The organism is Bradyrhizobium sp. HKCCYLS3077, assembly GCF_051167555.1.
Lineage (GTDB): Bacteria > Pseudomonadota > Alphaproteobacteria > Rhizobiales > Xanthobacteraceae > Bradyrhizobium.
The window spans coordinates 110,785-125,519 of record NZ_JBNPTH010000008.1; the positions used below are offsets into that span (position 1 = coordinate 110,785).

A 14,735-nucleotide genomic window follows, 5' to 3' on the forward strand; every position below is an offset into this window, starting at 1 on the left:
TGGGTCGTCCCGCCTAGACCGGGAGATGGCCGATGAAGTCCCGGATGCAAGCGAGCACCGGCTGCTGATCTCCGGCAAACACCCAGTGATCGGCACCGTCGAGCTCGACAAAGCGTGCTTTGGGAATGTGGCTGGCCAGATGCCGTCCCGCGGCAACCAGCACGGCGCGATCGCGGCGGCGGTGCAGCACCAGGGTCGGCGCGGCGATTCGCGCCAGCAGGTGCCGGACATCCGTATCCCTCAAGGCCTCGAGCAGGCCCCTGATGGCGCCGGGGCTGGAAGACGCCCGCAGCAGGCCGGCCCACCAGGCGCGCGCCTGGGGATCGCCGGCCAGGCTCGGCGCGAATGTCTCGATGCCCGCCGGCCCGCCCCATTCCGCGACGAGCTGCTGCAGCCACATGTCATACTGGGCGGCCTGTAGCGCGTGAGGATAGTCCGCCGTCGCGCTGCCCTTGGCGAGCGAGGCGAACAGGATCAGCCCGGCGACCCGCTCGGGATGATCGGCGGCGAAGGCGACGCAGGCGGGGCCGCCCTCGGAGGCGCCGAGCAGCAGCGTGCGGCGGCTGCCGGCGGCATCGAGCACGGTGGCGATGTCGGCGGCGGTCGCCGCAACGCTCGGGCTGAAGCCGACGCGGTCGGAGAGGCCGATGCCGCGACGGTCGAACAGGATCAGCCGGCCCATGGCGGCCAGCGCGGACAGCATCGCCCGGCAGCGCGGCTCCTCCCAGACGCGCTCGACATGCGAGACGAAGCCGGGCAGCAGCAGGATGTCCAGCGGGCCGCTGCCATAGGTCTGGTAGGCGAGATGGACATGGCCGCCACGGACATAGCGTGTCGGCGGCACGCTTGGGCCGGGCTCGGCTGCCCCTTGCTTCAACAGCGCCAGCGTCTCGGCTTCGGGCGCCACGCCGAGTTCGTCCCGCAGGCGCTGCGTCAGCGCCTCGAGCTGGCGCTCGGCGGCGGCGCGATCGCCGGCCATCAGCAGGCTGCGGATCAAGGCGCGGCCATAGACCTCGCTGAGGGGATCGAGTGCCACCAGGCGGTGAGCATGGGCCGCCGCGGCAGAATGGTCACCGGCGGCACTGCGGTCCTGCACCACGCGCTCCAGCGCCTGCACTGCGCGGCCGCGCAGGGCCTCGCGCCGGAAGAAGGCCCATTCGTCGAATTGCGGGCAGTCGCCGGCCGTGAAGCCGTCGAGGAAGTCATGTGTGTAGAGGCGGCAGGCCTGCTCGAAGTCGCCGGCATCGCAGGCGGCTTCGAACTGCGCGGAATCGACCTCCGGCATGGCGCTCGCGGCCCACTTGATGGTCGACCGGTCGACGGCGAGGCAGCCGTCGCCGAGCGTCAGCTGGATCCGGTGCAGCAGACGGCGCAGCCGCGCCCGAGCGACGTCGTCTGGCGTCTCCGGCCAGAACATCGCGGCCACGCTGTCGCGCCCGACCGGCCCCTTGGTTTCCGCCAGATAGACCAGCAAGGCAACGCCCTTGCGCAGCGCCAGCGGACACGGTCGACCGTCTCGCTGCAGCTCGGGAAAGCCGAATGTCTGGACGCGGAACTGAACCATCGGGAGGCGGCCTGTGGGAGACGCGTCGGGGGACGCTTGGGGGACGCTCGGTTGCTACGGCTCGGTCTCGCCAGGGACGCGCGCGATCGAACGATCGGACGCGTCGATGGCGGCAGGCCGTCCTCGAAGCAACAAGGAAATAGACATGTTTGGCCGTCTCCTCATTCTGCTCTATGCCGCCGTGAGCTATGCCGTCTTTCTTGTGTCATTCGGATGGGCGGTCGGTTTCGTCGGGAACACCAACCTTATCACGGGCAAGTCGATCGACGTCGGCGTCTCCAGCCCGGTCGTCGAGGCCGTCATGATCGACGTGCTGCTGCTCGCGCTGTTTGCGGTCCAGCACAGCGTGATGGCGCGTCCGGCCTTCAAGCGCATGCTGACGCGCATGATTCCAAAAGCCGCCGAGCGCAGCACCTATGTGCTGCTGTCGAGCCTGGTGCTGTTGCTGCTGCTGTGGCAGTGGCGGCCGCTTCCAACGCTGGTCTGGCGCCTGGACGGCGTTGCGGCGACGGTGCTGACCGGGCTGCATTGGTTCGGCTGGCTGCTCGTGCTGACCTCGACCTATCTGATCGATCATTTCGACCTGTTCGGCTTGCGCCAGGCGATCTTTGCCGTCCGCGGGACGGAGGCGCCGGCGCATCCGTTCAAGACGCCGCTGCTGTATCGCCTCGTGCGCCATCCGCTGATGCTCGGCTTCCTGATCGCCTTCTGGGCGACGCCGGAGATGTCGGTCGGTCATCTGCTGTTCGCAGCCCTCAACACGGCCTACATCCTGGTCGGCGTGTGGCTGGAGGAGCGCGATCTGGTCGCCCAGTTCGGCGCGAGCTATGAGCGCTATCGCCAGAGGGTTCCGATGCTGCTGCCGCGGCTGGTGGGCAGCCGGCTCAACGCAGATGGTGAGGCCTCGCCGGCCCCGCGCAGCAATCCCTGAGGCCGCTGGCGGTTGCCTCGTGCAGGGCAGGCCATGTGCAGTCGCATGGCCACGCAGACGTGACTTGGTGCGGTAGAGCCCCGAACCTATGTCGAGCGTGAATGTTGCGATGCAAAATCGCGTCTCGACAGCCCGTGTCCGCATCGGCCCAATGGCGGCCGTCCCTGCCTTAAGAGAGATCTGCGTTGACCACCCTGACGTCCGATTCCAGCGACCAGCTGTCGGCCTGGATCACACTGCTGCTCGCCTTCTCCTGCGGGCTGATCGTTGCCAACATCTATTACGCACAGCCGCTGATCGGTCCGATCAGCGCCGACCTCGGACTTCGCCCGCAGCTCGCGGGCCTGCTGGTGACGATGAGCCAGATCGGCTATGGCGCGGGGCTCCTGTTCGTGGTGCCGCTCGGCGATCTCATCGAGAATCGCAAACTGATCGTCGCGACCGTGATCATCGGTGCCGCTGCGCTGGCCTGCGCGGCGCTGGCGACGAGCCCGCCGACCTTCCTGCTGTCCGCGCTGCTGATCGGATTCGGCTCGGTCGCGGTGCAGATTCTCATTCCTTATGCCGGCCACATGGCGCCGGAGGCGATCCGTGGCCGGACGGTCGGGAACGTCACCACTGGGCTGATGCTCGGCATCATGCTGGCGCGGCCGCTGTCAAGCTTCGTGGCCGCCCATGCCTCCTGGCACGTGATCTATGCGGCATCTTCCGTGGCCATGCTGAGCCTGGCCGTCGTGCTGCGCGTGGCGCTGCCGCCGCGCGAGCCGCAGGCGCGGCTCAGCTACGGCCAACTGCTCGGCTCGATGGTGCAGCTCTATCGCGACACCCCGGCGCTGCGCCGCCGTGCGTTCTACCAGGCTGCGCTGTTCGGCTGCTTCAGCGTGTTCTGGACCACATCGCCGCTGCTGCTGGCAGGGCCCGACTTCCGGATGTCGCAGACCGGCATCGCGCTTTTCGCGCTGGCCGGCGTTGCCGGCGCGATCATGGCCCCGGTGGCGGGCCGCATCGCCGATCGCGGCTGGACCCGGCCGGCGACGATTGCCTCGATGCTGATGTGCGCGACCGGCTTTGCGGTCACGCTGCTGGCGCCATCGGGAACCAACTGGTCGCTGGCGGCGCTGGTGTTCGCGGCAATCGCGATCGACTGCGGCGCGCAACTCAGCCTGATCCTCGGCTATCGCGTGCTGTTCGTGCTCGGCGCCAGCCAGCGCAGCCGGCTCAACGGTCTCTACATGACCACCTTCTTCGTCGCCGGCGCGGCCGGCTCGGGCCTCGGCGCCTGGGCTTATGCGCACGGCGGCTGGACGTTCGCGGCCGTTCTCGGAACAGCGCTGCCGCTCGTCGCGCTGGCCTATCAGTTCACCGAGCGGCGCTGATCAGAACGGGCTGCGCTTCAGCCCCGGCACCAGCGCGGCCAGGCGGTCCTTGATCCACGGCGCCGGCGGCAGCTTGCCGGTGGGCATTTCGACAGCCGCCGCAGGCTTGCGGCTCACCGCGAGCGTCAGCGTCGCAAGGTACTGGTCGCGCTCCTCCTTGATCGCGCAATAGGCGCGATGGTCGGGATCGGCGTCGGTGGCGACGCGGTCATTGGCGTTGACGACGAGCCGCTGCTTCGGTCGCCCGGTGTAGTCGGGCACGTTGGTGTAGATGAACTCGTTCAGCGCCTCCGGGAAGAACGTCTGTCCGGTGAGAACGGTGGCCTCGTCGAGGAACACGCGGAAGTGGATGTGCGTGGCACGGCCCGCATACCAACCGGGATAGATCGTTTTGAACGCGGCCCAGCCCGCGGCATCCGCCATCTGCGTGCCGCGCAGGAAGGTCTTGCCGCTCTGGTCGAGCTTGTGGGTGTCGCCCTGGCCCGGATAGCCGGAATAGATGCCGCGGGCGTCGCAATGCCAGATATCGACGCGGGCGCCCGGGATCGGCGTGCAGGCGCCGGCCTCGATCACACGCAGCCGGAGCGACAGCGGCACGCCGGGCCGGCCTTCGGCGATGTCGGCCCGCACCAGCTTGGGATCGAAGTAATAGGGGCCCGATTCGGATTGCGGCGTGAGGACGCAGGCGTCGTCCGCGCCCGCTGAAAGCGTCGAGGACTCCGACTCTGCGTGTGCTGAAGGTGCGAGCAGCGCGGCCCCCGCGGAGACAAGTCCGAGAAAGCCGCGGCGTGTTGCGTTCGCCAAGAGCGCCTCCAATGGCATGCCGATGCTGCTCACAAATCACCCGGGCATGGCAACAATCAGACCTGCACGATGCGCAGCACACGCGCAGGGAACCCGCATTGGCCACAGATGATGCCGTTGCAGCTCTCCGATGGCTGTGCAATCGTCGGTTGTTTTCAGCACGCGCTCATTCTCGGGAGGTCATGATGCGATTGGCATGCGCAATTCTCGTCGCCTCGATGGTCATCGACGGCAGCATGGGATTGGTTGCCGCGCAGGGCGGCACCATTCCTCTCACCAGCCTCGACGTGTCCGGCACCTTCGAGAAGAAGCCCGGCAAGACGGCAAAGGATCTCAGCGGCATCGCGTGCCTGGCGCCGCAGCAGGGCAAGCGCAACTGCCTGCTGATCAACGACGAGAACCGGACGGCCCAGCGCGCCGTTCTCGAGACCGATCGGATCACGGCCGGCGCGATGGTGACACTGGTCGACAAGGAGCCGAGCAAGAAGACGCTGGGCGCCCCGCCGGAAGTGGCATGCAACAATAAGAAAGAGGCCGGCCGCAAGAAAGATGATGCCGACGAGGAAAAAGAGGAGAAGGACGATCTGGACGGCGAAGGCGTCGCCTACGCGGAGCCCTATTACTACGTGATCGGCTCCCATGGCTGCTCGCGCAAGATGAACAAGTTCCAGCGGTCATCGTTCATTCTGGCGCGCGTCAGCGCCAATCCAGCTGCCTCGGCCGAGGCGGAGACGACCTATCGCGTGTCCGATCTGCTGCGAAGCGCCACAACGATCAGTGATTTCCTGGGCAAGGATCTCGAATCCGAAAACGGGCTGAACATCGAGGGCATCGCCGCCCAGGGCGACCAGCTGTGGTTCGGCCTGCGCGCGCCCGTCATCGGCGGCAACGCCTATCTCGTGCCGGCGACGGTGTCCGACCTGTTTGCTGCGGGACATCAGCGGAGTGCTGCCACGGCGAAGGCGGTGCCGATCAGGCTCGATGGACGTGGCATCCGCGACTTGGCGGCGTTGCCGGACGGGCGGCTGCTGGTGCTCGCCGGCGCGCCTCATGGTCCGGAGGTGCCGTTCAAGCTGTTCGTCGTCGAGCCCGCGAGCGGAGCCTCCGAGGAACTGGGGACGCTCGCAACCGTCCAGCAAACCGTCAAGGGAAAGCCGGTCGTCGGCAAAGCAGAAGGATTGGCCGTGCTCGCGGCGAGCGCCGACCGGCTCACCTTCGTCGTGCTGTTCGATTCGCTGCCGAACGGCGCCCCGCATCGCGGAGCTGTCGAACTGCCGAAACCCAAGCGCAATTGAGCAGCGCGGCTGACCCGGTCGATTAGGTGACGGGCCGGACTCGGCACGTTCTAACGTTCTGGCGAGCTCACACGTCCTGACAAGCTCACACCTGCGTCAGCGGCTTTTCGCCATGGCGCTCGGACAGCGTGAAGATCTCGACGCCGTCATTGGTGACGCCGACCGAATGCTCGAACTGCGCCGACAGCGAGCGGTCGCGCGTGACGGCCGTCCAGCCGTCGGACAGGATCTTCACATGCGGCTTGCCGAGATTGATCATCGGCTCGATGGTGAAGAACATGCCGGGCTTCAGCAGCACGCCCTCGCCGGGGCGGCCGACATGGATGATGTTCGGCTCGTCGTGGAACAGCCGTCCCAGGCCATGGCCGCAGAAATCGCGCACCACGCTCATGCCCTGCGGCTCGACGAAGCTCTGGATGGCGTGTCCGATGTCGCCGGTGGTGGCGCCGGGCTTCACCGCGGCGATGCCGCGCATCATCGATTCATAGGTGACCTCGATCAGCCGCTCGGCCTTCCGCGAGATCGGCCCGATTGCATACATGCGGCTGGAATCGCCGTACCAGCCGTCGACGATGAAGGTCACGTCGACATTGATGATGTCGCCTTCCTTCAGCGGCCGGTCGTTCGGCATGCCGTGGCAGACGACATGGTTGATCGAGGTGCAGGTCGAGTAGCGATAGCCGCGATACATCAAGGTCGCCGGATAGGCGCCGTGGCTGAAGGCGAAGTCGCGCACGACATCGTCGATTCGCGAGGTCGGAACGCCCGGCTTGACGATGTCGGTGAGCGCGTCGAGGCACTTCGACACCAGCGCGCCGGCCTTGCGCATCCCGGCGAAGCCGCTCGGGCCATGCAGCTTGATCTGGCCGTTCTTGCGCGCAGCGGTATCGGTGGCTTCGATATAGCTCATGGGCCTGTTTCGTTCCCGGGGGTGTCGTGGGGTGATTGCCTAATTTAATGATCCTGCCCCCCGGTGCAAGCCGGGTCTGCACGGCGCGGCCGGCCCGCGCGGGCGCCGCGCGCTCGGTCTGTTCCCTCTCCCGCTTGCGGGGGAGGGCTAGGGAGGGGGCTGCTCCGGCGGCGGTGCATTTGGCGCCCCTCTCCAACTCTCCCCCGCAAGCGGGGGAGAGGGCGCAGTGGAATGCGGGGCGGATCAATTGCTCAAACGCGCGAGGAGACTCCCTCTTGAGCCGGTGCGACGGGAGAGGAAAACGTCGGTGCCCTCAGGCCGTCGGAACCTCGACGGTGGTTTCGACCGGCAGTGCACCGCCGCGAACGCGAAGCTCTCGCACCGGATAGGGCACGCGGATGCCCTCGCGCTTGAACGCGTCCCACAGCGCCAGCATCACCTCGCTCTTGACGCTGTCCATGTAGCTGGGGTCGGCGATCCAGCAGGTCAGCGAGAACTTCATGCCGGCCTCGGTGAATTCAGTCAGCAGGCAGTTCGGCGGCTTGGACTTCAGCGTGCGCGGCATCTCGGCGGCGATGTCGGTGGCGAGCTTGACGACGACGCGCGGATCGGCGTCGTAATTGGTGCCGAAATTCACCTTCACCAGCGTGTTCTTGTCCGTATAGGTCCAATTGGTGACCTTCTGGGTAACGAGGTCCTCGTTGGGGATCAGGAACTCGCGGCCGTCGCCGGCGGCGACCGAGATGTAGCGCGTGTTCATCGCGCTGATGCGGCCCGAGCTGTCGCCGATGGTGACGAGGTCGCCGGGCTTCACCGATTTGTCGGCGAGCAGGATGATGCCGGCGACGAAATTGGCGACGATGCGCTGCAGGCCGAGACCGATACCGACACCGGCGGCACCGGAGAAGATCGCGAGCGCCGAGAGGTTGATGCCGACGGCGCTGATCGCAATCGCGATGCCGAAGATCATCAGGCCCATGCGGACCATCTTGATCAGGAGCACCTGGATCGATGGCGTCAGGTCGGTGGAGCGCGTGATCCGGCTCTCGACGAAATTGCTGGCGATGTTGGTCAGCCAGAGCACGCCGAGCAGCAGGACGCCGAGCTTGATAACTAGAAGCGGCGTCAGCCTGAGGCCGCCGAGCACGACGGAAACCGAGTCGAGCGCATCGACCACGTTGTCGAGCTGGCCGATGATGCTGAGCGCGGCCACCAGCCAGGCCGAGATCGACACGATCTGCACGATGAAGGTGCTGCGGATCACCGAGGTGATCAGCCGGATCACGAGCCAGGCCAGCGCCAGCTTGAGGGCGACAGCGAGCAGATAGGAGCGGCTCGGCCAGGTCCACAGCACCATGCCGGTGCGCGCGATCCGCATCAGGATCACGAAGACGACGGTGGTCACGCTCTCCAGCAGCACCCGCAGCAACTGGCGAAGCGGGCCGGGCCAACCCATCGCCAGCGAGGTGACGTCGATGCGCGCGCGCACCGCGGCGCTCGCCGCAAACGCGATGCCGGCGCCGCTCAGCACCATGCCGAGCTGCAGATAGAACCAGGGCGAGGTGACCTCGGCGCCGATCGAGCGCGCCACGGTCTGCAGGAATTCGAGAACGTCTTTTAAATCGAAGTCCATCAGAGGGATCTCGGAAAGGAACGGAGGCGCGCGGGAGCCCGATTGGCGGGATTTAGCTCGTTTTCGTCACAGGCGATTGCCGCGAAATATACCCCGAACGCGGGCAGGGATGGAAAAATGGGCATATCGCCGCGATAAGAGCAAATCCGGTTGGCGTGCAAGTGTGGCGACGATAAGGATGTAAAACTCGGATCGATCAACGTTTTTTCATGTCATCCCTCGACGCCGTCAGCATTGCCATCCTCCTTGGCGCGATCCTGGTCATGGCCGGCATCCTGTCGAGCCTGCTGGCCCTGCGCTTCGGCGCGCCGCTGCTGCTCGTGTTCCTGGTGATCGGCATGCTGGCGGGCGATTCAGGCCCTGGTCATATCGAATTTCAGGACGTTCGTACCACCTATCTGGTCGGCTCGGTGGCGTTGGCGCTGATTTTGTTCGATGGCGGCCTGCGCACGCGCTTCCAGAGCATCCGCACCGTGCTGGCGCCGTCGATGGTGCTCGCTACTGCGGGCGTGCTGCTGACCGCGTTCATCACCGCGCCCATTGCGAAATACACCCTCGACCTCGGCTGGACCGAGGCGTTGCTGGTCGGCGCCGTCGTTGCGTCGACCGATGCCGCCGCCGTGTTCCTGCTGGTGCATGCGCAGGGCCTGCGCCTGCGTCCGCGGGTCGGCGCGACGCTCGAGGCGGAGTCCGGCAGCAACGACCCGTTCGCAGTGTTCCTGACCTTGATGCTGGTCGAGCTGATCTCGGTCGGCCACGGCAGCGTCGGGCATTTCGTGTTCGAGCTGGTACGTGAGGCCGTGCTCGGCACGCTGTTCGGCATCGTCGGCGGCCGCCTGGTGGTGATCGGCCTCAACAAGGTCGCGCTTCCGCAGGGCCTGCATGCGCCGTTCGTTACCACGGCTGCGCTCGTCATCTTCGGCCTGGCGCAGATCGTCCACGGCTCCGGGTTTCTCGCGGTCTATCTCGCCGGCCTCATCGTCGGCAACCGGCCGACGCGGGCGCACAACTCGGTGGTCACCTTCCTCGACGCGGCCACCTGGCTCGCCCAGATCGTGATGTTCGTGCTGCTCGGCCTGCTGGTGTCGCCGCAGCGGCTGCTGGACAGCCTGCTGCCCGCGATCGCGGTCGCGCTGGTGCTGATGCTGGTGGCGCGCCCGGTCGCGGTCTTCCTCTGTCTCCGTCCGTTCCGCTTCAACTGGCGCGAGAAGGCGTTCATCGCCTGGACCGGCCTGCGCGGCGCGGTCGCGATCTTCCTCGCCTCCATCCCGATGCTGGTCGGCCTGTCGAACGCCTATCTCTATTTCGACGTCGCCTTCGTCGTCGTCATCATCTCGCTGCTGGCGCAGGGCTGGACGCTCGGGGTCGCCGCCCGCAAGCTGCACGTCGCGCTGCCGCGCACCGATCGCGGCCCGCGCCGCATCGAGCTCGACCTGCCCGGCCAGCTCGAGCAGCAGCTGGTCGGCTATGCGATCCGTCCGAAGAGCCTGTACTTCCGCCGCGGCCTGATTCCGTCCTGGTCGAAGCCGACCCTTGTGATCCGCAACCAGCAGATCCTGTCGCCGCCCGAGGCCGAGCCGATCGCGCCCGGTGACTACCTCTATCTGCTGGCGCCGCCGGAAAAGGCCGAGTCGCTCGACCGCTTCTTCGTCGACATGCCGCCGTCCTCGGCGCCCGATCCGCACCTGCTCGGCGACTTCATGGTCTCGGCCGAGCACACGCTCGACGAGGTCGCCGGCATCTATGGCGTCAAGCTCGGCGAGGGCGACGACAAGCTGACCTTGGCGGATTACTTCGACATCCACCTCGACAACGCGCCGAAGGAAGGCTCCACCGTCGCGCTCGACACCATCGTTCTCGTCGCGCGCTCGATCTCCGGCGGCCGCGTCAATGTCGTTGGCTTGCGCCTGCCGGAGGATGAGGAAGAGCAACCAGTGCTGACGCGCAAGGAACAGGTGAGGCGCAAGCTCGCCAATGTCTGGTCGTCGGTGGCGGGGGTGTGAGGCTCACTCGGCCGGCAGGATCGCGACTGATATCGCGGCCTCCGGCGCGCCGCTGATCTGCAGCACGACCGGCTGTGCGCCGAGCTCGTACTTCACGGTCTTGCGGATGCCGTCGCAATTGGTGGCGCCGCTGAAGGCGATCGGCTTGAGGACCTTGCCGTCCTGCACGACGTCGATCCAGGCTGCGGCTGACAGGCTTACGGTGTAGACGCCGGTCTTCACGCTCGCGATGCGGATGACGCCAGCGAAGGTGCCGTCCTTGGGCGCGCGTTCCGGCCGGCTCGGCAGCCTGGCATCGGCGAGTGGATGCAGTGTCAGGGCCATGCCCGAGGCAGGCAGCGCGGCGATCTCGGCGCCCGAGTCGAGGGCCTGACGGTCGGCCGCCGTCAGCGCGGCGCGTTCGCGCGCGATGTCCCATTTGAACTTGTCGCAGCCGCTCGGCTCGGCGGCTGACGCCGTGGTTGCAAACAAAGCGAGGAGAAGTGCAGTCGGAGCGAATCGAGGGAGGCGCATGATGACGGCTCGCAGGACAAATGCGCGGCGGCTCGATGCGCCGCGGCGATCAATGAAGACGTGGGACCGTCATCCCGATGGGTGATCATCACGCTTACGGCGCGATGCTGCAGTCTAGCGGATCGGCGTGCGCTGCCGCGACTCGCAATCGCGTGTGTCGTACCTCAATTCCTGGCGTCCGGCGCGTGCAGCACGGCGCGGCAGCCCGGTGGCAGTTGTGCCATGGTGATCGGCTGCGGCGGCTTCGGCGGCTCCTTCGGTGGCGGCGGATGCAGCACGGCGTCCGAAAACCAGTAGTCGAGATCGCCGCAGCCGTCGCCGCCGTCCTGGTCGGTCTGGCCGTGGCAATCCGGATTGCCCGGCGGACACACCATGCGGATGTGGAAGTGATAGTCGTGGCCCCACCACGGACGCACCTTGCTCAGCCAGCTGCGGTTGCCCTTCGCCTCGCGGCACAGCGCCTTCTTGATCGCGGCATTGACGAAGATGCGTTGCACCGACGGCTCCAGCGCGGCTGCGCGGATCACCGCGACATGGCCCTTCGTGAACACGCGGGGATCGACGTCGAGACGATCCTGCCGCACCATCATCACCGCCGACATCTCCTCGCGCTCGTTGCGCGACAGCCGGTGCTCCGGCATCGGCGTCAGCCAGATGTCGGCGTCGAGGCCGATCTGGTGGCTGGCGTGGCCGCTCAGCGCCGGGCCGCCGCGCGGCTGGCCGATGTCGCCGACCAGGATGCCGGGCCAGCTGGCGTCCCTGCGCGCGCGATCCGCCAGCCGCTTCAATAGCGCGATCATGTTGGGATGACCGAAATTGCGGTTGCGCGACAACCGCATCACCTGCCAGTCCTCGCCATTGATCGGCATGCGCTCGGCGCCGGCGATGCAACCGCGGTTGTAGGTGCCGATCACCTTGGTCGGCTGCGCGGAAGGCTGCAGCCGGCGGGCGAACAGCTCCTTGGCCGGTGTCTCGGGATCGTCCGGATGGGCGAGCGGCGGCAGCGCCTTTGGCTCCACGGTGCCCTTGTCCTGCGCAAGGGCTGGTGCCGCGGCGGTCACCGCAGCCGCACTCAGTGCGGTCATCAGAATCAGACGGGCATGCATTGCGGCAGTCTAGCGCCTGCCGGCGAGCAGGGAAGGGCACGCCCGGCACCGAATCTTAACGGTTGTGTAACCCTGCCGCGGAATTGGCACGACATCCCCAACAAGGCTCAATTGCCTGATTTAGTTCGGTAGTTGAACCCAAATTGGGGGGCGATTGCACGGAATGCGCGCAATTCGGCGCCGCTGAAATCGTGAAGCGCTTACCGTCGGTTGTAGCGCAATTTTTGGTTGACCATGTTGCCGGCGCAAGGCTCCCGCGATGCGAGAGTGTGTGGTCTTGCTCGCGCAATCAGTGATGCTAGGTTTCTGCATCAAGATACCATTTTTTCAGACACTTGGCTGAGACAATGGCCCCAGTAAGGAGAGTGAGGCGTGCGATGCGGCCCGTTCGGCCACCCAAGCCCAAGAAGCTGAATTGCGTGCCCCGCGCTCGTGGTTCCCGTCCGGCCAGACCCGCCCCGAAGCTGCGGCGGCACAACCTGCAGACGACGGCTGCGACCGACGAATCCGGCAAGCGCGCCGAGTGGGAAGCCGCCATCGCCGACGCCAAGACGGCCCATGATCGCCTGATGGAAGCGATCGACCTGCTGCCCGAAGGCATCGTCTTCCTGGACGCCGAAGGCCGCTACATCCTCTGGAACAAGAAATACGCCGAGATCTACAACCGCAGCTCGGATCTGTTCCAGCCCGGCGCGCGGCTTCAGGACACCATCCGGATCGGCATCGCGCGCGGTGAATATCCGGATGCGGTGGGCCGCGAGGACGCCTGGATCGCCGAACGTCTGCAAAGGCTGTTCCATCCAAGCGGCCGTCACGAGCAGCGCCTGTCGGACGGCCGCACCATTCTCATCGACGAGCGTCTGACCGCGGATGGCGGCATCATCGGATTACGTGTCGACATCACCGAGCTGAAGCAGCGCGAGGAATCATTCCGGCTGCTGTTCGACGGCAATCCGGTCCCGATGATCGTCTGCGCCAGCGGCGACGGCAGGGTGCTCGGCGTCAACGCGGCGGCGGCCCAGCACTATGGCTATGACCGTGCAGCCTTCGAGCAGCTCAGCATCCGCAATCTCCAGGCCTATGAGAGCGAGCCGCCGTGGGCCGGCGATCCGTCCGGCGAGGAGAACGCGGCCCGCACCTGGAAGCACGTCCGCGCTGACGGCACCCTGATCGACCTCGCGATCTACTCCCGCCACCTCGTCTATCAGGAGCAGCCCGCCGTGCTGCTGGCGCTGATGGACATCACCGAGCGCAAGCGCGCCGAGGCGCGGCTCGCCTTCCTGGCGCAGCACGATGCGCTGACCGGCCTGCCCAGTCGCAACCTGCTGCGCCAGAGGATCGACGACAAGCTCGCGCAGATGCGCCGCAGCTCCGAGAAGATCGCCGTGCTGGTGCTCGGTCTCGACAATTTCAAATCGATCAACGACACGCTCGGCCATGCCGTCGGCGACCGGCTGTTGCGTGGCGTCGGCAAGCGGCTGCGCTCGATCCTGCGCCAGGAGGACATCGTCGCGCGGCTGAACTCGGACGAGTTCGCCGTCGTGCAGGGCGGCCTGGCGCGACCGGAGGACGCGGCGCTGCTCTGCCGGCGCCTGCTGCAGGCGCTCGCCGATCCCTATCTCATCGATGGCAGCTCGGTCACGATCGGCGCGACGATCGGAATTGCGATGGCGCCGAATGACGGCGACGACGCCGAGAAGCTGCTCAAGAACGCGGACATGGCGCTGTCGCGCGCCAAGAACGAGACGCGCGGCACCTTCAGCTATTTCGAGACCGGCATGGATGCGCGGGCGCAGAGCCGCCGGCGGCTGGAGATCGAGCTGCGCGACGCCATCCAGCACGATGTGCTGCGGCCTTACTATCAGCCGCTGGTCGACCTTTCGACCGGCCGCATCACCGGCTTCGAGGCACTGGTGCGCTGGCCGCATGCCGAGCGTGGCATGATTCCTCCATCGGAGTTCATTCCGGTCGCCGAGGAGACCGGGCTGATCTCGGCGCTTGGCCGCACGATGCTACGCCAGGCCTGCCGGGACGCGGCGAACTGGCCTGATGATGTGCGCGTGGCCGTCAACATGTCGCCGCTGCAATTCCGCGTCGGCAATGTGCTGTCGCAGGTGATGGAGGTGCTCAAGCAGTCCGGCCTGCCGCCGAGCCGGCTCGAGCTCGAGATCACCGAGACGCTGGTGCTGGAGAAGAGCGGCCAGGTGCTGGCGACCCTGCATGCGCTGCGCGCGCTCGGCGTGCGCATCTCGATGGATGATTTCGGCACCGGCTATTCCAGCCTGAGCTATCTGCGCAGCTTCCCGTTCGACAAGATCAAGGTCGACCAGTCCTTCATCCGCGATCTCGCCGCCAATCGCGAGGCGCAGGCCATCGTCCGCTCGATCGTCAGCCTCGGCAAGGGGCTCGGCGTGACGATCACCGCCGAGGGCGTGGAGACCGAGGCGGAGCTGCGCTGCCTGCGCGCCGAGGGCTGCGACGAAGGGCAGGGCTATCTGTTCAGCCGTCCGCGCCCCAATGCCGAGATCGTCGGTCTGCTGCAGGCGCAGCGGGATGCCGCGGAGGGGACGACGGCGGGCAAGGCCATGGTGGCCTAAGCG

General features: G+C 66.8%; 11 protein-coding genes. 5 read left to right on the top strand and 6 right to left on the bottom strand.

Going from position 1 to position 14,735, the window contains the following annotated elements; all coding sequences use genetic code 11:
• Window positions 1–13: 13 nt before the first annotated feature.
• On the bottom strand, window positions 14–1,564 hold the full coding sequence (locus ACQR0Z_RS28965) for an alpha/beta fold hydrolase (protein WP_434862179.1): 1,551 nt from the start codon (window positions 1,562–1,564) through the stop codon (window positions 14–16).
• 145 nt (window positions 1,565–1,709) lie between these two features.
• On the opposite strand from ACQR0Z_RS28965, the gene mddA reads away from it, so the two are divergent.
• Window positions 1,710–2,495 (top strand): methanethiol S-methyltransferase, encoded by a 786-nt coding sequence (mddA, locus tag ACQR0Z_RS28970; protein ID WP_434920886.1) that lies wholly within the window; start codon window positions 1,710–1,712, stop codon window positions 2,493–2,495.
• 185 nt (window positions 2,496–2,680) lie between these two features.
• Entirely contained in the window at window positions 2,681–3,871 is a 1,191-nt protein-coding gene (locus ACQR0Z_RS28975) for an MFS transporter (RefSeq protein ID WP_434920887.1), read from the top strand.
• Here the strand turns inward: ACQR0Z_RS28975 and ACQR0Z_RS28980 are convergent, their stop codons facing one another.
• Complete coding sequence (locus tag ACQR0Z_RS28980) at window positions 3,872–4,675, bottom strand: intradiol ring-cleavage dioxygenase (RefSeq protein WP_434920888.1); 804 nt, start codon at window positions 4,673–4,675, stop codon at window positions 3,872–3,874.
• Between ACQR0Z_RS28980 and ACQR0Z_RS28985 the strand changes: the two genes are divergently transcribed.
• Window positions 4,660–5,970 (top strand): DUF3616 domain-containing protein, encoded by a 1,311-nt coding sequence (locus ACQR0Z_RS28985; protein ID WP_434920889.1) that lies wholly within the window; start codon window positions 4,660–4,662, stop codon window positions 5,968–5,970. The two genes, ACQR0Z_RS28980 and ACQR0Z_RS28985, sit on opposite strands and share 16 nt — an antisense overlap.
• A gap of 85 nt (window positions 5,971–6,055) precedes the next feature.
• Here the strand turns inward: ACQR0Z_RS28985 and map are convergent, their stop codons facing one another.
• Entirely contained in the window at window positions 6,056–6,880 is an 825-nt protein-coding gene (gene map / locus ACQR0Z_RS28990; RefSeq protein ID WP_009027481.1) for a type I methionyl aminopeptidase, read from the bottom strand.
• A gap of 313 nt (window positions 6,881–7,193) precedes the next feature.
• On the bottom strand, window positions 7,194–8,513 hold the full coding sequence (locus tag ACQR0Z_RS28995; protein WP_434862184.1) for a mechanosensitive ion channel family protein: 1,320 nt from the start codon (window positions 8,511–8,513) through the stop codon (window positions 7,194–7,196).
• A gap of 209 nt (window positions 8,514–8,722) precedes the next feature.
• Here ACQR0Z_RS28995 and ACQR0Z_RS29000 point away from each other — a divergent pair, with 209 nt between their 5' ends.
• Window positions 8,723–10,516 (top strand): potassium/proton antiporter, encoded by a 1,794-nt coding sequence (locus tag ACQR0Z_RS29000; protein WP_434920890.1) that lies wholly within the window; start codon window positions 8,723–8,725, stop codon window positions 10,514–10,516.
• 3 nt (window positions 10,517–10,519) lie between these two features.
• Here ACQR0Z_RS29000 and ACQR0Z_RS29005 read toward each other — a convergent pair whose 3' ends face one another.
• Together ACQR0Z_RS29005 and mepA are read right to left on the bottom strand one after the other, a co-directional pair.
• Window positions 10,520–11,029: a hypothetical protein gene (locus ACQR0Z_RS29005; RefSeq protein WP_434920891.1), complete on the bottom strand. Its 510-nt coding sequence runs from the start codon at window positions 11,027–11,029 to the stop codon at window positions 10,520–10,522.
• A 164-nt stretch (window positions 11,030–11,193) separates the two neighbouring features.
• The gene (mepA, locus tag ACQR0Z_RS29010; RefSeq protein ID WP_434920892.1) at window positions 11,194–12,135 is read right to left on the bottom strand and encodes a penicillin-insensitive murein endopeptidase; all 942 of its coding nucleotides are present in this window, start codon (window positions 12,133–12,135) and stop codon (window positions 11,194–11,196) included.
• Between the two features lie 377 nt (window positions 12,136–12,512).
• On the opposite strand from mepA, the gene ACQR0Z_RS29015 reads away from it, so the two are divergent.
• The gene (locus tag ACQR0Z_RS29015; RefSeq protein WP_434862190.1) at window positions 12,513–14,732 is read left to right on the top strand and encodes a putative bifunctional diguanylate cyclase/phosphodiesterase; all 2,220 of its coding nucleotides are present in this window, start codon (window positions 12,513–12,515) and stop codon (window positions 14,730–14,732) included.
• The last annotated feature ends 3 nt before the right edge of the window (window positions 14,733–14,735 follow it).

Coding starts and splice junctions, on each gene's coding strand:
- mddA (WP_434920886.1), top strand. CDS start 1,710: ATGTTTGGCCGTCTCCTCATTCTGCTCTATGCCGCCGTGAGCTATGCC.
- mepA (WP_434920892.1), bottom strand. CDS start 12,135: ATGCATGCCCGTCTGATTCTGATGACCGCACTGAGTGCGGCTGCGGTG.
- ACQR0Z_RS29015 (WP_434862190.1), top strand. CDS start 12,513: ATGCGGCCCGTTCGGCCACCCAAGCCCAAGAAGCTGAATTGCGTGCCC.
- ACQR0Z_RS28995 (WP_434862184.1), bottom strand. CDS start 8,513: ATGGACTTCGATTTAAAAGACGTTCTCGAATTCCTGCAGACCGTGGCG.
- ACQR0Z_RS28965 (WP_434862179.1), bottom strand. CDS start 1,564: ATGGTTCAGTTCCGCGTCCAGACATTCGGCTTTCCCGAGCTGCAGCGA.
- ACQR0Z_RS29005 (WP_434920891.1), bottom strand. CDS start 11,029: ATGCGCCTCCCTCGATTCGCTCCGACTGCACTTCTCCTCGCTTTGTTT.
- ACQR0Z_RS29000 (WP_434920890.1), top strand. CDS start 8,723: ATGTCATCCCTCGACGCCGTCAGCATTGCCATCCTCCTTGGCGCGATC.
- map (WP_009027481.1), bottom strand. CDS start 6,880: ATGAGCTATATCGAAGCCACCGATACCGCTGCGCGCAAGAACGGCCAG.